The sequence below is a fragment of the Streptomyces sp. NPDC087263 genome, assembly GCF_044744645.1.
GTDB lineage: Bacteria > Actinomycetota > Actinomycetes > Streptomycetales > Streptomycetaceae > Streptomyces.
The window spans coordinates 360,490-377,651 of sequence record NZ_JBIUYT010000002.1; the positions used below are offsets into that span (position 1 = coordinate 360,490).

13 protein-coding genes are annotated in these 17,162 nt (G+C 69.1%); 9 read left to right on the forward strand and 4 right to left on the reverse strand.

The window, feature by feature from the left end:
* Positions 1-311: 311 nt before the first annotated feature.
* The 5 genes from ACIPC1_RS06840 (at position 312) to glgB (ending at position 9,764) form a co-directional block, all read left to right on the forward strand.
* Positions 312-1,535, forward strand: coding sequence for a S8 family peptidase (locus tag ACIPC1_RS06840; protein ID WP_402513949.1), 1,224 nt, complete (start codon positions 312-314; stop codon positions 1,533-1,535).
* Positions 1,536-1,730: 195 nt separating this feature from the next.
* Positions 1,731-4,046 carry an alpha-1,4-glucan--maltose-1-phosphate maltosyltransferase gene (locus ACIPC1_RS06845; protein ID WP_402513952.1) on the forward strand — a complete coding sequence of 772 codons (2,316 nt, stop codon included), beginning with the start codon at positions 1,731-1,733 and terminating at the stop codon, positions 4,044-4,046.
* Positions 4,043-5,743 carry a maltose alpha-D-glucosyltransferase gene (gene treS / locus ACIPC1_RS06850; protein WP_402513953.1) on the forward strand — a complete coding sequence of 567 codons (1,701 nt, stop codon included), beginning with the start codon at positions 4,043-4,045 and terminating at the stop codon, positions 5,741-5,743. The genes ACIPC1_RS06845 and treS overlap by 4 nt, the downstream gene beginning before the upstream one ends.
* 140 nt (positions 5,744-5,883) lie before the next feature.
* On the forward strand, positions 5,884-7,332 hold the full coding sequence (locus ACIPC1_RS06855; RefSeq protein ID WP_402513956.1) for a phosphotransferase: 1,449 nt from the start codon (positions 5,884-5,886) through the stop codon (positions 7,330-7,332).
* 41 nt (positions 7,333-7,373) lie between these two features.
* Positions 7,374-9,764, forward strand: coding sequence for a 1,4-alpha-glucan branching enzyme (glgB, locus tag ACIPC1_RS06860; protein WP_402513957.1), 2,391 nt, complete (start codon positions 7,374-7,376; stop codon positions 9,762-9,764).
* Positions 9,765-9,979: 215 nt separating this feature from the next.
* On the opposite strand, the gene ACIPC1_RS06865 is transcribed toward glgB, so the two are convergent.
* The 4 genes from ACIPC1_RS06865 to ACIPC1_RS06880 all read right to left on the reverse strand — a co-directional run bounded on the left by ACIPC1_RS06865 (position 9,980) and on the right by ACIPC1_RS06880 (position 13,759).
* Entirely contained in the window at positions 9,980-12,271 is a 2,292-nt protein-coding gene (locus ACIPC1_RS06865; protein ID WP_402514829.1) for a HelD family protein, read from the reverse strand.
* Positions 12,272-12,436: 165 nt separating this feature from the next.
* Entirely contained in the window at positions 12,437-12,751 is a 315-nt protein-coding gene (locus ACIPC1_RS06870) for a thioredoxin family protein (protein ID WP_384392990.1), read from the reverse strand.
* 14 nt (positions 12,752-12,765) lie between these two features.
* On the reverse strand, positions 12,766-13,194 hold the full coding sequence (locus tag ACIPC1_RS06875) for a MerR family transcriptional regulator (protein WP_402513960.1): 429 nt from the start codon (positions 13,192-13,194) through the stop codon (positions 12,766-12,768).
* Between the two features lie 28 nt (positions 13,195-13,222).
* A complete protein-coding gene (locus tag ACIPC1_RS06880; RefSeq protein WP_402514831.1) occupies positions 13,223-13,759 on the reverse strand; it encodes an Lrp/AsnC family transcriptional regulator in 537 nt (178 codons plus the stop codon).
* A gap of 92 nt (positions 13,760-13,851) precedes the next feature.
* Between ACIPC1_RS06880 and ACIPC1_RS06885 the strand changes: the two genes are divergently transcribed.
* From ACIPC1_RS06885 to ACIPC1_RS06900, 4 genes are all read left to right on the forward strand, one after another.
* On the forward strand, positions 13,852-14,757 hold the full coding sequence (locus tag ACIPC1_RS06885; RefSeq protein WP_402513962.1) for an NAD-dependent epimerase/dehydratase family protein: 906 nt from the start codon (positions 13,852-13,854) through the stop codon (positions 14,755-14,757).
* A 1-nt stretch (position 14,758) separates the two neighbouring features.
* Positions 14,759-15,649, forward strand: a complete 891-nt coding sequence (locus ACIPC1_RS06890) for an aldo/keto reductase (RefSeq protein WP_402513964.1) — start codon at positions 14,759-14,761, stop codon at positions 15,647-15,649.
* Between the two features lie 113 nt (positions 15,650-15,762).
* Positions 15,763-16,236 carry a carboxymuconolactone decarboxylase family protein gene (locus ACIPC1_RS06895; protein ID WP_402513967.1) on the forward strand — a complete coding sequence of 158 codons (474 nt, stop codon included), beginning with the start codon at positions 15,763-15,765 and terminating at the stop codon, positions 16,234-16,236.
* Between the two features lie 151 nt (positions 16,237-16,387).
* Positions 16,388-17,026 carry a TetR/AcrR family transcriptional regulator gene (locus ACIPC1_RS06900; RefSeq protein WP_402513969.1) on the forward strand — a complete coding sequence of 213 codons (639 nt, stop codon included), beginning with the start codon at positions 16,388-16,390 and terminating at the stop codon, positions 17,024-17,026.
* The last annotated feature ends 136 nt before the right edge of the window (positions 17,027-17,162 follow it).

Sequence of the window (17,162 nt, forward strand, 5' to 3'; positions counted from 1 at the left end):
CAATAGGGGACGCACGTCCTTGTGCGCCCTTCGTCACCCACGACGGTAGCGGCGAGAGGGCCTCCGCAACTACGGCGCGTCGAGGTCCGCGCAGACCGGGCCGTCGACGATCACTCCCCTGGTTACTTCGGCGGAAATTCGCCGCAACTTTCACGTGTCCCTCATGGCCGGTATGGCCGATTCCGCCCACCTGTGTGGCCTTGTGGCGCTTCACACCGCACGAGAGGCTGACAAGTGGCGTACCCGCCGACCTCGGTCCACGGCGGACCGGCATCGGCCGGAGTGCGCCGTCAAGGAGGGGAACCCAAGTCATGGCACAGACGGGACACAGGCGTCTGCGCCGGGTGGGAGGTCTCACCGCGGTCGCGACGGCCGCGGTGCTTTCGGCCATCACCCTGCCCGCGCACGCCGCCCCGGAGGGGCAGATACTCGGCGCCGGTGCTCCCGGCTCCGTCGGCGGAAGCTACATAGTGACGCTCAAGGGAAGACCCGCGGGCGGAATCGAGGGGGGAACCAGCGCCCTGTCCGCGACGGGCAAGAGCATCGCCGAGAAATACGGGGCGAGAATCAGCCACACCTACGGCACGGCCCTCAACGGCTACGCGGTGGCGGCCAACGAGAAGCAGGCCCGGCGGCTCGCGGCGGACTCCCGCGTGGCCTCGGTCGTGCAGGACACCAGGGTGGCAGCCGAGGGTCGGACGAAACCGCCCTCCTGGGGCCTCGACCGCGTCGACCAGCCGAGCCTGCCGCTGGACGGCGGCTACACCTGGCCCGATTCGGCGGGCAAGGGCGTGACGGCGTACGTGATCGACACCGGTATCCGGATCACGCACAAGGACTTCGGCGGCCGGGCGAGCTACGGCTGGGACTTCGTCGGAAACGACAGAACCGCCAAGGACGGCAACGGACACGGCACGCATGTCGCCGGCACCATCGCGGGCACCGAGTACGGCGTCGCCAAGAAGGCCAAGGTCGTCGCCGTCCGCGTCCTGGACAACAACGGCTCGGGCACCACCGCGCAGGTCATCGCGGGTATCGACTGGGTGACGAAGCACGCGAAGAAACCGGCGGTCGCCAACCTCAGCCTCGGCGGATACGCCAACGCGCAGCTCGATGCCGCCGTACGCAACTCCATCGCCTCCGGGGTGACGTACGCGATCGCGGCCGGAAACGACGGGCTGTCGGCCGGTCTCTACTCCCCCGCCCGGGTCGAGCAGGCCCTCACCGTCGGCGCCGGCGACCGGACGGACGCCCGGGCGAGCTTCTCGAACACCGGCGCCTCGCTCGACCTGTTCGCACCGGGCGTGGCGATCACCTCGGCGTCGTACGCCAGTGACACGGGGAAGGCGACCTTCTCGGGTACGTCGATGGCGAGCCCGCACGTCGCGGGCGCGGCCGCGCTCTATCTGGCCGACCACGTCGGGGCCACCCCGGCGCAGGTGGGCAAAGCCCTGGTTAAAAAAGCGGTTCCGGGGAAGATCTCGGGCGCGGGTCCGGGTTCCCCGAACAGGTTGCTCCAGGTCGGTACCCCCTAGCACGCTGCAGGAACAGGCACCGGCCTCGGCCTCTCCGGACGAGGCCGGCCTTGTCTGTAGACATACGCGTGAGTAGTTAACAAAGTGCCGGTTGCCCACCCGAATAGGGTGGGAAGGCTCCCCCGGTACACCCCGCAGACCTCACCTCCCCACACCCTCATCCGCCCACCCACGTTGACGCGGACAGGAGCGGTCATGCCCGCCACACACCGCACGTCGCCACCCCCGACGAGCACCTCCGACACACCCTCCCTACGCGAGGCCGACGCCGGTCGCCGCACTCCGGAGAAACCCTCCGCCGAGGCCGAGATCGGCACGAAGACCGGGACCGGCACGGGCAGCAGGGCCGCCGCGACTCCGGAGGCGGAAGAGACGACGGCGCCCGTGGCACCTGCGGCACCGGCCAGGACCACGGAGACCGCCGTCGCCTCGGTCCCGTCCTCCACCACGTCCGTCGCGCCACCTGCGGGAACCGCCACGGCCGCCCCGCCCCCCATAGCCATCGGCCGCATTCCCCTCCTCGATGTCCGCCCGATCGTCGACCACGGCCGTTGGCCCGCCAAGGCGGTGGCCGGTGAGGCCTTCGAGGTCTCGGCCACGGTCTTCCGCGAGGGGCATGACGCGGTTGCCGCGAACGTCGTCCTGCGTGATCCGGAGGGCCGCACCGGACCCTGGACCCCGATGCGCGAGCTGGCCCCCGGCACCGACCGCTGGGGCGCCACGGTGTCCGCCGGGAAGGAGGGCCACTGGACGTACACGGTGGAGGCGTGGGGCGACCCCATCTCCACCTGGCGTCGGCACGCGGGGATCAAGATCCCGGCCGGCATCGACACCGAACTGGTCCTGGAGGAGGGCGCGCGCCTGTACGAGCGGGCGGCCACCGGGGTGCCGAAGAGCAAGGGACGCCGGGACACCCTCCGTACGGCAGCCGCCGCACTGCGCGACGTGGAACGCCCCGCCTCGGCCCGCCTCGCCGCCGCCCTCACCCCCGAGGTGGACCGGATCCTCGCCCGCCATCCGTTGCGCGAACTCGTCACGTCCTGCGAGCCGTTGCCCTTGAAGGTGGAGCGCGAACGGGCCCTGTACGGCTCCTGGTACGAGTTCTTCCCGCGCTCCGAGGGCACGCCCGAGCGACCGCACGGCACGTTCCGTACCGCCGCCGAACGCCTGCCCGCCATCGCGGAGATGGGTTTCGACGTCGTCTACCTGCCGCCGATCCATCCCATCGGCACGACGTTCCGCAAGGGCCCCAACAACAGCCTGTCGGCGAGCCGTTCGGACGTCGGTGTGCCCTGGGCGATCGGCTCCCCGGAGGGCGGGCACGACGCCGTCCACCCGGACCTCGGCACGATCGACGACTTCGACGCGTTCGTACGCCGGGCGGAGCGCGAGGGCATGGAGATCGCCCTCGACTTCGCGCTCCAGTGCTCCCCCGACCACCCGTGGGTGCAGAAGCATCCGGACTGGTTCCACCACCGCCCGGACGGCACGATCGCGTACGCCGAGAACCCGCCGAAGAAGTACCAGGACATCTACCCGATCGCCTTCGACAAGGACATGCCGGGCCTGGTCCAGGAGACGCTGCGGGTGCTGCGGTACTGGATGAGCCATGGTGTACGGATCTTCCGCGTCGACAACCCGCACACCAAACCGGTGGTGTTCTGGGAGCAGGTGATCGCGGACATCAACCGCACCGACCCGGACGTGATCTTCCTGGCGGAGGCGTTCACCCGGCCCGCGGTCATGCACACGCTGGCGAAGGCCGGTTTCCAGCAGTCGTACACCTACTTCACCTGGCGCAACACCAAGCAGGAGCTGACCGAATACCTGACCGAGCTGTCGGGCGAGGCGGCCGCCTACATGCGGCCCAACTTCTTCGTGAACACCCCGGACATCCTGCATGAGTTCCTCCAGCACGGCGGTCGCCCGGCCTTCGAGCTGCGGGCCGTGCTGGCCGCGACGCTGTCGCCGACGTGGGGCGTGTACAGCGGTTTCGAACTCTGCGAGAACACCCCGCTACGGGATGGAAGCGAGGAGTATCTGAACTCCGAGAAGTATCAACTCCGGCCGCGCGACTGGGAGTCGGCGGAGCGTGAGGGTCGTAGCATCGCACCTCTGCTGGGCAGGCTGAACGCGATCAGGCGGCGCAGTCCGGCTCTTCGCCAGTTGCGCGACCTCCACTTCCACCACACTGACCAGGAGTCGGTGATCGCGTACTCGAAGTCGGTCGCGGACCCCAAGGACGCCACGGGCACCGGCAGTTCGAACACGGTTGTGGTTGTGGTCAACCTCGACCCCCACCACACCCAGGAGGCGACGGTCTCGTTGGACATGCCACAACTCGGCCTGGACTGGCACGAGTCCGTGCCGGTGCGCGACGAGCTCACCGGCGAGACCTACTACTGGGGCAGGGCGAATTATGTGCGTCTTGAGCCAGGGCATAGTCCCGCGCACATTCTCACCGTCCTGCGACCGTCCTCACCGCAGATCGGAGGGTCACCCACCACATGATCGTCAACGAGCCCGTCCCGGACACGTTCGAGGACACCCCGGCCAAGGACCGCGATCCCGAGTGGTTCAAACGCGCCGTCTTCTACGAGGTCCTGGTCCGCTCCTTCCAGGACAGCAACGGCGACGGAATCGGCGACCTCAAGGGCCTGACCGCGAAACTGGACTACCTGCAATGGCTGGGCGTGGACTGCCTCTGGCTGCCGCCCTTCTTCAAGTCCCCGCTGCGCGACGGCGGCTACGACGTCTCCGACTACACCGCCGTCCTGCCCGAATTCGGTGACCTCGCCGACTTCGTGGAGTTCGTCGACGCCGCCCACCAGCGCGGCATGCGCGTCGTCATCGACTTCGTCATGAACCACACCAGCGACCAGCATCCGTGGTTCCAGGAGTCGCGCGCCAACCCCGACGGCCCCTACGGCGACTACTACGTCTGGGCCGACGACGACAAGCAGTACCAGGACGCCCGGATCATCTTCGTCGACACCGAGGCCTCCAACTGGACCTTCGACCCGGTCCGCAAGCAGTACTACTGGCATCGCTTCTTCTCCCACCAACCCGACCTCAACTTCGAGAACCCGGCGGTGCAGGAGGAGATCATCTCCGCGTTGCGGTTCTGGCTGGACCTGGGGATCGACGGCTTCCGCCTGGACGCGGTGCCGTACCTGTACCAGGTCGAGGGAACCAACTGCGAAAACCTTCCGGCAACCCACGAGTTCCTCAAACGGGTCCGCAAGGACATCGACACGCACTACCCCGACACGGTCCTCCTCGCCGAGGCGAACCAGTGGCCCGAGGACGTCGTCGACTACTTCGGCGACTACTCCGCCGGCGGCGACGAATGCCACATGGCGTTCCACTTCCCCGTCATGCCCCGCATCTTCATGGCCGTACGCCGCGAATCGCGCTACCCCGTCTCCGAAATCCTCGCGAAGACCCCCGCCATCCCCTCAGGCTGCCAATGGGGCATCTTCCTGCGCAACCACGACGAGCTCACCCTCGAAATGGTCACCGACGAGGAACGCGACTACATGTACGCGGAATACGCCAAAGACCCGCGGATGCGCGCCAACATCGGCATCAGGCGGCGGCTCGCGACCCTGCTGGACAACGACCGCAACCAGATCGAACTCTTCACCGCCCTGCTGCTGTCCCTGCCCGGATCGCCGATCCTCTACTACGGCGACGAGATCGGCATGGGCGACAACATCTGGCTCGGCGACCGCGACGCCGTCCGCACCCCCATGCAGTGGACCCCCGACCGCAACGCGGGCTTCTCCTCCTGCGACCCCGGCCGCCTCTTCCTCCCCACCATCATGGACCCCGTCTACGGCTACCAGGTCACCAACGTCGAAGCCGCCATGTCCTCCCCCTCGTCACTGCTGCACTGGACCCGCCGCATGATCGAGATCCGCAAACAGAACATGGCCTTCGGCCTCGGCTCCTACACAGAACTCCCCTCCTCCAACCCCGCCGTCATCGCCTTCCTGCGCGAGTACAAGGACGACCTCGTCCTGTGCGTCCACAACTTCTCCCGCTTCGCACAACCCACAGAACTGGACCTGAGTGCGTTCAACGGGAGGCATCCCGTCGAGCTGATCGGCGGGGTACGCTTCCCAGCCATCGGTGACCTGCCCTATCTGCTCACCCTCGCAGGTCATGGCTTCTACTGGTTCCGGCTCCGCAAGGACGCGGTCTAGAACTGCGGCGGGGCGGTTTCCTCCGCCCCGCCCTGGGCACGCATGAGTAACACCCCGACTCCCCCGGCCTCACAGGGTCTCCGGGTCCTGGGTCTCTGGACCTCCGGTTCCCTCGGTATCCGGGGAAAGGACGCGACGCCATGTCGGAAGCAGCAACCCACTCTGCCTCGACCCCGGCCGCCCGCTCTGCCACGGCCCCGGCCGTACGCCCCGAGCTGCTCGCGTCCCTGGATCCCCTGCTGCGGGAGTGGCTGCCGCGGCAGCGGTGGTTCGCGGGCAAGGGCCGACCGGTGACCGGATTCTCGCTGGTGTCGGCCACGGAACTGCTGCCGCCGACCGGTCCCCTGGGCCTGCTCCACCTTCTCGTGCGCGCCCACCAGCCGCTCACCCCGGCGCAGGGCGCCCTCCCGCACCCCAGCGACTGCTACCAGCTGCTGATAGGCGTCCGGGAGGCACTGCCACCCAGGCTCGCACCCGCACTGATCGGGCACCTTGAGGAAGGGCCGCTGGCCGGCCTCACGGTGTACGAGGCGCTGCACGACGCGCGCCCCGCCGACGTCCTCCTGGAAGCCCTGCGCACCCAGGCCCGGATCGGTGACCTGCGCTTCGAGCGCCCCGGCCGCCAGGAAGACCGGGGCAGCCGGATCATCCGGGACGGTCTGGTGCCGCGGCTGGTCACCTCCGAGCAGTCGAACTCGTCCGTCGTCTACGGAGATACGTTCATTCTCAAACTGTTGCGGCGGATCGTGCCGGGCACCAACCCGGACCTGGAGCTGCCGCTGCTGCTGTCCCGGGAGGGCTGCGCGCGGGTGCCGGCGCCGGTGGCGTGGATACTCGCGGAGCTGGGTGAGGAAACGTACACCCTGGGTGTCCTGCAACCTTTCGTCCGGGGTGCGGCGGACGGCTGGGAGCTGGCGCTGCGCGAGCTGGCCAAGGGTGCGGACTTCGGCGCCGAGGCGCGGGCGCTGGGCCGCGCGACCGCCGAGGTGCACACGGCGCTCGCCCGCGCGCTGCCCACGGTCACGCTGGGCCACGCGCAGATGAAGCCGCTCGTCGACGGAATGACCCAGCGCCTGGACGCGGCCGCGCAGGCGGTTCCGGCGCTGCGGCCGTACGCTCCCGGCCTGCGCACCGCTTTCGAGGCGCTGGCCGACCTGGCCGCCGAGGGCGGCGCCTGGACGGCGCAGCGCATCCACGGCGATCTGCACCTCGGGCAGTGCCTGCGTTCGCCGTCCGGGAAGTGGTCGCTGATCGACTTCGAGGGCGAGCCGTCGAAGCCGCTCGCCGAACGCCGGATGCCGCAACCCCCGGCGCGTGACATCGCGGGCATGCTCCGCTCCTTCGACTACGCCGCCCACTCCCACCACCCCCTGACACCCGGCTGGGCCGACACCTGCCGGGCCGCGTACTGCACCGGATACGCCGAGGTCACCGGGGTCGACCCGCGCACCGACCCCGTACTGCTGCGCGCCTACGAGACGGACAAGGCGGTGTACGAAGTCGTGTACGAGGCCCGGCACCGTCCCGACTGGCTCCCCGTACCGCTGGCGGCGGTGCGCCGACTCGCGGCGGACGCCACCGCCCCCTGACCGTCCCGCCCACCCTGCATCGTTTCCAGGAGGCCCTGCCCGTGACGCCCCGTCCCTCGTCCGACGACAGTCCGAAGAAGACCGGCGCGAAGAAGAAGGCTGCCGCCGAGGGGAAACCGACGGCCAAAACGCCCAAGACGGCTGATGCCAAGACGGCTGATGCCAAGAAGGCCGACAAGGTCGGCAAGAGCTCGAAGAAGACACGGGAGGCGGATCCGCTGCCCGCCGCCGACAGCGCTCCCGCGTTCGCCGGTGTGCAGCCTGGCGACCGCGAGCGGCTGCTCAGCGGCACGCACCACGATCCGCACGGGGTGCTCGGGGCCCATCCCATACCTGGAGGCGTGGCCTTCCGGACCTTCCGCCCGTACGCGCTGGCGGTGACCGTCGTGACGGACGAGCTGCGGGCCGAGCTCCAGGACGACGGGGACGGTTTCTTCTCGGGCCTGCTGCCCCTGCGCGCCGTACCGTCGTCGTACCGCCTGCTCGTGTCGTACGAGGGGACGGTCCAGGACACTGAGGACGCGTACCGTTTCCTGCCCGCGATCGGCGAGCTCGACCTGCATCTGTTCGGCGAGGGCCGCCATGAGCAGTTGTGGCAGGCGCTCGGCGCGGAGCCAATGGTCCACCAGGGCGTGGCGGGCACCCGCTTCACGGTCTGGGCGCCGAACGCGCGCGGTGTCCGGGTGGTCGGCACCTTCAACTTCTGGGACGGCGCGGCGTATCCGATGCGGTCGCTCGGTTCCTCCGGCGTGTGGGAACTGTTCGTGCCCGCGATCGGTGACGGCGAGCTCTACAAGTTCGACATCACCCGCGCCGACGGTTCACACACCCTGCGCGCGGACCCGATGGCCCGGCGCACCGAGGTCCCGCCCAAGACGTCGTCGATCGTGACCTCGTCGTCGTACGGGTGGGACGACGACACGTGGATGGCGACCCGGGCCTCACGTCCTGTCCACGAGGCACCCTTCTCCGTCTACGAGATCCACCTGGCGTCCTGGCGGCCGGGGCTGACCTACCGCCAGCTCGCCGACCAACTCCCCTCCTACGTCGCCGACCTGGGCTTCACCCACGTCGAGCTGATGCCGGTGGCAGAGCATCCCTTCGGGGGCTCCTGGGGCTACCAGGTCACCGGCTTCTACGCCCCCACCGCCCGCCTCGGCACCCCCGACGACTTCAAACACCTCGTCGACGCCCTCCACCGGGCCGGCATCGGCGTCCTCATGGACTGGGTCCCCGCGCACTTCCCCCGCGACGACTGGGCCCTGGCCGAATTCGACGGCCGCCCGCTGTACGAGCACGAAGACCCCCAGCGTGCCGCTCATCCCGACTGGGGCACCCTGGAGTTCGACTACGGCCGCCGCGAGGTCCGTAACTTCCTCGTCGCCAACGCCGTCTACTGGTGCGAGGAATTCCACATCGACGGCCTCCGCGTCGACGCCGTCGCCTCCATGCTCTACCTCGACTACTCCCGCGAACCCGGCCAGTGGACCCCCAACGAACACGGCGGCCGCGAGAACCCCGACGCCGTCGCCTTCCTCCAGGAGATGAACGCCACCGTCTACCGCCGCAACCCCGGCGTCGTCACCATCGCCGAGGAGTCGACGGCCTGGGACGGTGTCACCCGGGCCACGGATCACATCGGCCCCGGCGGCTTCGGCGGTCTCGGTTTCGGTCTGAAGTGGAACATGGGCTGGATGCACGACTCGCTGGACTACGCGGCGCACGAGCCGGTCTACCGCAAGCACCACCACCACGAGATGACCTTCTCCATGGTGTACGCCTACAGCGAGAACTACGTCCTGCCCATCTCCCACGACGAAGTAGTCCACGGCAAACGCTCACTGGTATCGAAAATGCCGGGCGACTGGTGGCAACAACGCGCCACCCTCCGCGCATATTTGGGCTTCATGTGGGCCCACCCCGGCAAACAACTCCTCTTCATGGGCCAGGAATTCGCCCAGGGCGCCGAATGGTCCGAAACCCACGGACCCGACTGGTGGCTCCTGGACCCCGCCTACAGCGCCGAACCCGACCACCGCGGCATCCGCGACCTGGTCCGCGACCTCAACACCACCTACCAACGAGAGCCTGCGCTGTGGGAGCGCGACACCGACCCCGCAGGCTTCACCTGGATCGCCGGCGACGCCGCCGACGACAACGTCTTCGCCTTCCTCCGCCACGACGCCGACGGCAACCCCCTCCTGGCCGTCTCCCACTTCTCCCCCGTCGTCCGCCACGGCTACCGCCTCGGCGTCCCCGACGACATCCCCGCCTGGCACGAAATCCTCAACACCGACACCACCCGCTACGGCGGCAGCAACGTCCACAACCCCGACCCGGTCAAACCAGAACCCCACCCCGCCCACGGCCGCCCCGCCAGCATCCAACTCACCCTGCCCCCACTGGCAACGGTGTGGCTGCGACCCGCTTAAAGCCTTCTTCGCCCCCTCCGCCCCTACCCATCCCTTGTTTCTGGGGCTCCGCCCCAGACCCCGCTCCTCAAACGCCGGAGGGGCTGAATCTATCCCCGGCCAGCGCTAGAGATCTTTTAGCCCGTCCGGCGTCTGAAGGCCGAAGCGGGGGTCTGGGGGCGGTAGCCCCCAGAAACGGGACGGGCAGGGGCGGAGGGGCGAAAAAAATCCTCTCCTCAGCCCTCCCTCAAACCCCCAGGCAACTCCCCGGAATAAAGCACCCCCAACGCCTGCGTAGCCCGAGTCAGCGCCACATACAGATCGCTCGTTCCGAACGCCCCGGGCTCCACCACCAACACCGAGTCGAACTCCAGCCCCTTGGCCTGCCGAGGGTCAAGAAGCACCACCGCCCGGGTCAGATCGGGCGACTCCCCCGCAGTCACCCCGTCCAGCCTCCCGGCAAGGGAACCGTGCAGGGCCCGAGGCGCGATCACCGCAAGCCGCCCCTCGGCAGGCGCCAACTCGGCGACGGCCTTGGCGACAGCGCCCGGGAGGTCATCGGAGACGGCACGCACCCACGGCCGTACGCCAGTACTCCGCACGGACCGAGGCGGCTCGAACTCAGGGTGCTCCGCCCGCAGCACCCCCGCCGCGAGGTCCATGATCTCGGACGGAGTCCGGTAGTTGACCGCGAGGCGGGCGTGGTCCCACCGGTCCTCGACGTAGGGGGAGAGGATCTCCTCCCACGATCCGACCCCGCCCGCCTCGGAGGTCTGCGCGGGGTCGCCGACGAGCGTCATCGACCGCGTGGGACTCCGCCGCATCAACAACCGCCAGGCCATGGGGGACAACTCCTGCGCCTCGTCCACGATGATGTGCCCGAACGCCCAGGTCCGATCACCCGCCGCCCGCTCGGCGGCACTGCGGTGGTCCTCCTCCTCGTGCCGCTCGGCCATCCGCTCGGCGTCGATGATGTTGTGCGCGGAGAGGACTTCGGAATCCTCTTCGTCCATGTCCTCGAACTCGTACGTACGGGAGGCGTAGGACACGTCCAACACGCCTTGTGCGTAGGCGACTTGACTGCGCCGCTGCTGGTCGGCGAGGGCCCGCGCCACCCGGTCGTCCTCGCCGAGCAGTTCGGCGGCCTCGTCGAGGAGCGGCACGTCAGCGGTGGTCCAGTCCCGGGTGACCTCGCGGCGAACGGCCTCCGCGTCCTCGTCCGGCAGATACCCGTCGGGCTCGGCGAGGAAGTCCGCGACCAGCCGCTGCGGAGTCAGCCTCGGCCACAACTGCTCGATGGCGCCCCAGACTTCGGGATTCTCGGCCAGATCATCACGGATCTGCGTGATGTCGCTGGCGTCGAGGAGGTTCGACCCGTCGAAGGGGTCCGTGCCGATGCACTCGGCCAGCATGTCGGTGAGCGTGTTGAGGATGTGGCCCTCGAAGTGCTCGCGCGCGACGTTGTGCGGCAACTGCGCCTCGCGGGTGCGCTCACGGGCGACCCGCACGAGCCCGGCGTCGAGCATGAGGATGTCCCGGTCGTGCTCGATGGCGATGACGGGGTCGGGAAGGCCCTGCCGATCACGTACGACGGCGGCGAGTACGTCGGCCATGTCGGCGCGCCCCTTCACGGCAGCCGCTTCGGGCAGGTCGGTGGCGGTCGCCTTCACGCCGGGGAACAGTTCCCCGACGGTCGCGAGCAGCACACCCGTCTCGCCCAGCGCGGGCAGCACCTCGCCGATGTAGCCGAGGAAGGCGGGGTTCGGCCCGACGATCAGGACGGCTCGCTTGGCGAGCAACTCCCGGTACTCGTACAGCAGATAGGCGGCCCGGTGCAGTGCGACCGCCGTCTTGCCGGTGCCGGGGCCGCCCTCGACCACCAGCACACCCTGGTGGGGCGCGCGGATGATCTGGTCCTGCTCGGCCTGGATGGTCTGCACGATGTCGCTCATGCGGCCGGTACGCGCCGAGTTCAGCGCGGCGAGGAGCACCGCATCGCCGTTCGGGTCCTCGTGCCCGGTGCGTTCGTGGTCACCGAGGTCGAGGATCTCGTCGTGCAGGTCGGTGACCTGCCGGCCGTCGGTGGTGATGTGCCGGCGCCGGCGCAGGCCCATCGTCGTATGGCCGGTGGCCAGGTAGAACGGGCGGGCGACGGGAGCCCGCCAGTCGATGAGGATCGGGGTGTGCTCGGCGTCGTCGGCGCGGATGCCGATACGGCCGATGTGATGGCTGACGCCGGCGGTGAGGTCGATACGGCCGAAGCAGAGCGAACCGTCCACGGCGTTCAGCGCGGCCAGCAGCCCCGAGCGCTCGGAGACGAGCACATCCCGTTCCAGCCGCGCCTGCATGGGCGTGTTGCCCTGCCCGAGCGCGTCCACGACGGCGGCCTCGGTGACACCGCGCAGCGCGTCCACGCGGATGTACACGCCGTCGATGAATTCCTGCTCAATGCGCAATTCATCGTCGATAAATCCTGTGGTGGAGTCTGTGTTTGTGCCCCTGTTTGACAATTCCACTCCCGGCCGGATACACTGTGCTCAGTGAACTTCTCCGCGATTCAATGCCCTTGAAGTCGCGAACCATTAAATATACGCAAGGAAATCCCCCGAGCGCAATTGCTCGGGGGATTTCTTGTGTGGGGTGGCCGGTTGTCGGCCGGCCAGTCGTCGGGCGGCCGGTTCCGCGGTGCGGGGTCACATCACCTCGGAGAGCTCCTCCAGAAGCCGTCGCTTGGGCCGGGACCCCACCATCGACTTCACCGGCTCACCATCGCGGAACACCATGAACGTGGGCATCGACAGCACGCCGTACGCGAGCGTGGTCTGCGGATTGGTGTCCACGTCCAGTTGTACGACCTTGAGCCGGTCGCCCTCCTCGGCGGCGAGGGCGGTCAGCACCGGCGCCATCTGCCGGCACGGCGGGCACCAGTCGGCCGTGAACTCCACCAGCACGGGCAACTCCGCCCCGATCACCTCCGCCTCGAAGTCCGCGTCCGTCACCTCGGCCACACCCGCTGCCTTGATCACCGTGTCTGCCCTCCCAGTTCGCACACGGGTTCCGGGCCACCCGGAATCCCGGCATCGGCCGCCAGCTCGTCCCGCGCCCGCTCCGCCCGCGCCAGCTGCTCGCCGACCGTCGCCCGCACGGCGACCAACTCGTCGATCACCGAGTCGAGTTCACCGAGCTTGCGCCGGTAGACCGCGAGGGACGCAGGGCACGAGTCGCCCTCCGGGTGTCCGGCCCGCAGACACTCCACGAAGGGCCGCGTCTCCTCCAAGTCGAACCCGAAGTCCTGCAAGGTCCTGATCTGCTTCAGCAGCCGCAGATCGTCCTCGTCGTACGTCCGGTACCCGTTCTCACCCCGCCGCGCGGGCAACAGCCCCCGGGACTCGTAGTACCGCAGAGTCCGCGTGGTCGTCCCGGCCCGCACGGCCAGCTCGCCGATTCGCATACCCCGACGGTAATCCTTGACGCCGACGTCAAGGCAAGGACGTCTTCGGGGGTGTCCTGTGGACCGGCGGCAGCAGCGGCTTCCGTTCCACCGGGGACGACAGCACGATCGACGTCGTCGTACGGCCGAGGGCAGAGGTCTGCTCCAGGACGTCCTCCAGGTGGATGGTGTCCTCGACGACGACCTTGAGGATCCAGCAGTCCTCGCCCACTACGTGGTGGACCTCGACGACCTCCGGGCGGGAGAGGAGTTCGAGCGTCCTGGGGTGCTTCAGGGTGTAGCCGCCGTGCGGGTTGACGCGGATGAAGGCCTGGATGCCGTAGCCGAGGCGGGACGGCGACACGTGGGCGCCGTAGCCGGTGACGGCGCCCGTCGACTCCAGGCGCCGGACGCGTTCGGCGACGGCCGCCGGGCTCAGCCGGACGCGGCGGCCCAGCTCACTGAGCCTGATCCGGCCGTTGCTCTGCAGCAGCTCCAGGATCTGCCGGTCCAGCGCGTCGAAAGCCGCCGACGTTTCGTTGGCGGCGGGGCGCAGATGCCGTGGTTCCTTCGGTGCCCCGACCAGATCTCCCACGGTTCCCCCTTCAGACCTCACCGTCACCTCGGGAGAATTATGGGCCACAGCAGCTCAGGGATTGTTTTGCGGGGAGGGACACCGTGCGCGAGGTATGCGTCATCGGCGGAAACCGGTATTTCGGAAAGCGGGTGATCGCCCGGCTGATTGCCGCCGGAGACCGGGTCACCGTCATCAATCGCGGTTCGTCGGCACCGCCCCCCGGGGTTATTCACCTCGTCGCCGACCGCGATGACGAGAAGTCCCTGGAAGGCGTGCTGGGTCCACGCACGTTCGACGTCGTCATCGACCAGGTCTGCTACACACCCAGGCAGGCCGAGATCGCGCGACGCGTCTTCGCGGGCCGCACCCGGCGGTACGTCATGACGTCCACCGTCGAGGTATACGGGTACGAGGACTCGGCGGCCCTCGTACCCGAGGATGCCGTGGACCCTCGTACGGTCGCCGTCGACCTCGAACTCCCCTGGGACGACCCGGAGTTCCTCGACGCGCACTACGGAGAGGGCAAGCGGCAGGCCGAGGCGGTCTTCGCGGCTGCCGGCCCCGCGTTTCCGTACGTGACCGTACGCGTCGCCCATGTCCTGGGCGGAGGCGACGACTTCACCGGCCGCCTCGACCACTACACCGACCGCATCCGTACCGGCGAGCCGATCGCCGTACCCGCTGTGAACCACCCCGCGACCTACATCCACGTCGAGGAGATCGCGGACTTCCTCACCTGGACGGCGGGCGCCGAATTCACCGGGCCGGTGAACGCCGCCTCCCACGGGACGCTCACCACCGAGGAGTTGTGCGCGGCGGTGGCCGTACATCTCCCGGAGGGCAGAACAGTCTTCCGGAGTGCCGACGCCGGTGATGTCTCGCCGTTCTCGTTCACGCGCTCGTACGGCATGGACAACTCCCGTGCGACGAAGCTCGGTTTCACCTTCGGTGACGTAAGCAATTGGCTGCCGCGCGCCGTGACCGAGACCCTACGGAAGGCCGGCTGACATGCGCTACCGCCCCCTCGGAAACCTCCGCGTCGGCGCGATCGGCCTCGGCGCGATGCCCCTGTCCATCGAGGGGCGCCCGGACGAGGCTCGTGCCGTGGCCACCGTGCACGCCGCCCTCGACGCGGGCGTCACGCTCCTGGACACGGCGGACTCGTACCACCTGCCGGGTGAGGAGCCCGGTCACAACGAACGGCTCGTGGCCCGCGCCCTGGCGACGTACGGCGGCGACACGGCCGACGTGCTGGTGGCCACGAAGGGCGGGCGCGGCAGAGCGGCCGACGGTGGCTGGACGGTGACGGGTTCTCCGCGCCACCTCAAGTCGGCGGCGGAGGCCTCCCTCAAGCGGCTCGGTGTGGAGGCGATCGGCCTCTACCAGCTCCACAAGCCCGACCCGGGCATCCCCTTCGAGGAATCGCTCGGCGCCCTGCGCGAACTCCTCGACGAGGGCAAGATCCGCCTCGCCGGAATCTCCAACACGACCGTCGCCCAAATCCACCAGGCCCGCACGCTCCTCGGCGCCCGCCTCGCCTCGGTCCAGAACCGGTACTCCCCCGCCGTCCGCGACAGCGACCCCGAGCTCCGCCTCTGCACGGACCTCGGCATCGCCTTCCTCCCGTGGAGCCCCCTGGGCGGGATCTCCCGAAGCTCCCTGGACAGCCCGTCGAAGCCCCACCCCGACCCGCGCTTCGACGCCTTCCACGAGTTGGCCCACACATACGGCGTCAGCCCCCAACAGATCTGTCTGGCCTGGCTGTTGGCCTCCTCCCCAACCATGCTCCCGATCCCCGGCGCCAGCCGCCCGGAGACGATCCGGGACTCCGCCGGGGCGGCCGATCTGACACTGACACCGGCCGACATGGCGAGGCTCGACGGGGCGGCGGGACGGTAGGAACCCGCGAGAACCTTCCGGGTCGGGAGACGCACGTCACATTCGCGCATGTCACAACCGGCCGAGCCGTCCCGTCGAAGGGGTGTATCCGCAAACAACGGCAGGAGTGCACCATGGAAGCTCGGTTGAACGTCTTCGCCAACCCGGTCGCGGCCAAGTTCACCAAGCACCTCGTCGCCGCCGGCGGGGTGCTCGCGGACTCGACGCTGCCTGCCTCGACACAGGAACTCGTGAAGCTCCGCGCCAGTCAGATCAACGGCTGCGGCTTCTGCACCGACATGCACAGCAAGGACGCCGTCCACGCCGGAGAGACCTGGACCCGCCTCAACCTGGTCGCCGCCTGGCGCGAGGCCACGGTGTTCACCGATCCCGAGCGCGCCGCTCTGGAGCTGGCGGAGCAGGGCACCCGCATCGCCGACGCGGCCGGCGGCGTCACGGACGAGGCCTGGGCGAACGCCGCCAAGTACTACGACGAGGAGCAGCTCGCCGCCCTCGTGTGCACCATCTCCCTCATCAACGCCTTCAACCCAGTGAACGTCATCATCCAGCAGCCCGCCGGCGACTACCAGCCCGGCCAGTTCGGATAGAACCCCGGGCAGAACCTCGGACAGAACCGATGGATGGCCCCGTCGTACTCGCGCATGCCACGAGCCGTGCGGCGGTGCCATCACCGACCCCTACGGGCAGTTGGTGGAGCCCTTGTGGAGGGGGCAGGGGCTTTCCCCAAGGCCAGGCACAATGGCCGTCATGACCACGGAAATCGCCGGCCACGCGGAAGCCCCCAGCCGTGCGGACGTGAACCGCCGCCGCATCCTCGATGTCGCGCTCACGGAGTTGCTGCGTGATCCCGACGCGTCCATTGACCAGATCGCGCGAGCCGCGGGCGTCGTACGGCGGACGGTGTACGGGCATTTCCCGAGCCGTGAGGCGCTGATCCACACGTTGTTCGACGCCGCTGTGGACGCGGTGGAGTCGGCGCACATGGCGGGCCGCCAAGGCGTCGAGGATCCGCTGGAGTCGCTGGTCCGTTCGACGCTCGCCTGCTGGGAGGTCGCCGACCGCTACCGGCTGCTCGTCGGGCTCGCCCATCGCAGTGTCACGGTGCAGGGGATCCGTGTCCGGCTCGCGCCGGTCCGCGGGGCTGCCGTGGAGGTACTCCGGTGCGGTCTGGAACAGGGGGTGTTCAAGTCTCCGCTGCCCGCGACCGTGCTCGCCCAGGTGCACGAGCAGATGCTGTTCGCCCTCATGGAGGCGGTGAACCACGGCCTGCTGGCGGCGGAAGAGGCGGGCCGCTCCGCCGCGGTCACGTTGTTGACCTCGGCAGGCGTATCCGCCTCACACGCCACCGAGCTGGTGGCGAAGCTGAGCTACGACTGAGGTCGCGGCTGCTGGCTGCCGGCTGGCTCACAGTTTCCGGCTTCCGGCTTCCGGCTTCCGGTAGCTGCCTTCCGGTAGCTGGCTCACGGTTTCCGGCTACCGCAGACGCACCGAGCGGCCAGGCTACGGGGGATGG

What these genes read in the sequence shown, in the direction of transcription:
- ACIPC1_RS06840 (WP_402513949.1), top strand. Translation starts at nt 312, where the DNA reads ATGGCACAGACGGGACACAGGCGTCTGCGCCGGGTGGGAGGTCTCACC.
- ACIPC1_RS06845 (WP_402513952.1), top strand. Translation starts at nt 1,731, where the DNA reads ATGCCCGCCACACACCGCACGTCGCCACCCCCGACGAGCACCTCCGAC.
- treS (WP_402513953.1), top strand. Translation starts at nt 4,043, where the DNA reads ATGATCGTCAACGAGCCCGTCCCGGACACGTTCGAGGACACCCCGGCC.
- ACIPC1_RS06855 (WP_402513956.1), top strand. Translation starts at nt 5,884, where the DNA reads ATGTCGGAAGCAGCAACCCACTCTGCCTCGACCCCGGCCGCCCGCTCT.
- ACIPC1_RS06875 (WP_402513960.1), bottom strand. Translation starts at nt 13,194, where the DNA reads ATGCGAATCGGCGAGCTGGCCGTGCGGGCCGGGACGACCACGCGGACT.
- ACIPC1_RS06890 (WP_402513964.1), top strand. Translation starts at nt 14,759, where the DNA reads ATGCGCTACCGCCCCCTCGGAAACCTCCGCGTCGGCGCGATCGGCCTC.
- ACIPC1_RS06895 (WP_402513967.1), top strand. Translation starts at nt 15,763, where the DNA reads ATGGAAGCTCGGTTGAACGTCTTCGCCAACCCGGTCGCGGCCAAGTTC.
- ACIPC1_RS06900 (WP_402513969.1), top strand. Translation starts at nt 16,388, where the DNA reads ATGGCCGTCATGACCACGGAAATCGCCGGCCACGCGGAAGCCCCCAGC.